This is a genomic window from Novosphingobium sp. MBES04 (genome assembly GCF_000813185.1).
Classification (GTDB): Bacteria; Pseudomonadota; Alphaproteobacteria; order Sphingomonadales; family Sphingomonadaceae; genus Novosphingobium; species Novosphingobium decolorationis.
In genome coordinates, this window is record NZ_DF850499.1 from 1 (window position 1) to 1,816 (window position 1,816).

Below are 1,816 nucleotides of genomic sequence, written 5' to 3' on the forward strand. Positions count from 1 at the left end.
CTCGGCACCGCCGAATTTCAGTTTCCCGCCACGGCATCCCGACGCGCGAGTGGCCGACGGAGTGGAAGCGGGTATCCTGCAGGCAAAAGAAAAGCATGAGCGCTTTCTTGATGATGTTTGTTCGCAGCTGAGGGCGAATGCAAACCTTGCAGGGCATTTTTGGCGGAAGCTGGACAAATTGGACGAGCCGGCGATTGCAAGAGGGTTTGAGCGATACGCGAAAAGTCGGGGAGGTGTCGATCCTTCTGCGGTCCACGCGCAATTGGCCTTCGCGCAAACCGAAAAGAAGTCCGCCTCGCCCGACATTGTGCCAGCACCGGCGTCCCAGCATCCATTTCGTGGCGCCATTGCTGCCGCCCTGGCGGAAAATAGGCGGCTTCAGGTTTCTCCGCTCAGCCCCTTCAAGCAGGAAGCGGAGCAGATCCGTGCCATCTGCGAAATGCAGGGAATTGCCTCGCTCTATCATTTTACGCGGGTCGAAAATCTCCCATCCATCTTCCAGCACGGATTGCTCCCGGTAAAGGCGTTGCAGGCCAACCGGATTGCGTTTCGCTGGAATGACGAACACCGGATCGATGGGCATGAAGACGCAATCTGCGTTTCCGTCTCGCATCCGAACGAGAGGCTTTTCTATCGTTGGCGGATGACCAATCCGGCGCAGCGCTGGGTTGTGCTCTCGCTCGATCCGGCCATTCTCTGGAAGAACGAGGTGGCGTTTTGTGCTCACAACGCTGCGGATAGCCGGATCAGCAAGCAGGACAGGATAAAACTGGGAAGCGCCACGGCCTTCGCTGGTCTTTTCGTGAATAGCGATGCCCGGCCCACTCGAGCAGAGCAAGGATTGGCACCGTGCGATCCAACTGATGTACAAGCCGAAATTCTAGTCTTCGAGAACATTCCAGCCTCAGCGATCACGGGGGCCGTTTTCAGTGACGCGGCGAGTCTGGCCCGGTGGCAGTCTGTCGTTGGCAATCGAAATGCGATCGTCCATCCCGACCGCACGGGCCTGTTCGGGCTTCGCAGCGTAGCCCGCAAGATTAGAGGTAATTGAGACGATGGCGGTTCGGCCAGTATTCATTCCCGTCAATGATGGACCTGTCTTCGTGCGGACGGAATTGGTGCCCTTCACCTGGCATCCGGGCCTCTCCGCATCGCAGAAGCAGAAATCGGTGGCCTCGCTTCACGAGGCAGCCAGCGAAACTCTGGGGCTATCTACCATCTTGGAAGTGTCGAGCAAATCGACCGAACAGCTTGGCATTATTCTCAGTGCGTTCAATCTGCCGATCTTTCATCCCGTCGTCGGGCGGCAGGTAAGCGTCGAATGCGCTTTCCAGGCCGGTAAGGTTTTTCAGAGAGGAGGCCCCTTTCTTGACCTTCTCCACGTGACGTCAGCGATGCGAAGCGCGACCCCCGCCTTCGAGAGTCTGGACAACTGACCGAATTCCGGTTCGATGAGCAGAAGTGGCCTATTGAACCGCAAACAGCGTTCTATGACTGGCTCTACATTACGGCTCTGCTGAGTAGGCCGGAACTCGCCAAGCCCATCCTCGCCCATGACGCGTTCACCGACATTGAGTTTAACCCGCAACAATCGATCAACTGTCAGGCCTACGCGGTGGCCCTGTGTGTTTCGCTCGCGCGAAGGGGGATCGTGATGGACGTGGCCAGCACCCGCGAGACTTTCCTGGATTGCGTGAAAGGCGCAGCAACGAACAATGTGCGGCAGAACGACGTTCAACAGGGCTTCCTGTTCTGACAACTGCCTGGTGGCTTGCCGTTTGCGATACATTCAAAAACGCAGGTTGGCTCACTTCCC

1 protein-coding gene and 1 pseudogene are annotated in these 1,816 nt (G+C 57.5%); both read left to right on the top strand.

What is annotated here, in order from left to right:
* A partial coding sequence (locus MBENS4_RS24490; protein ID WP_206778152.1) for a DarT ssDNA thymidine ADP-ribosyltransferase family protein occupies positions 1-1,051 on the top strand: 1,051 nt, incomplete at its 5' end.
* A gap of 4 nt (positions 1,052-1,055) precedes the next feature.
* Positions 1,056-1,633: pseudogene (locus MBENS4_RS26195) on the top strand (DarT1-associated NADAR antitoxin family protein); the annotation flags it as partial.
* Positions 1,634-1,816: the final 183 nt, after the last annotated feature.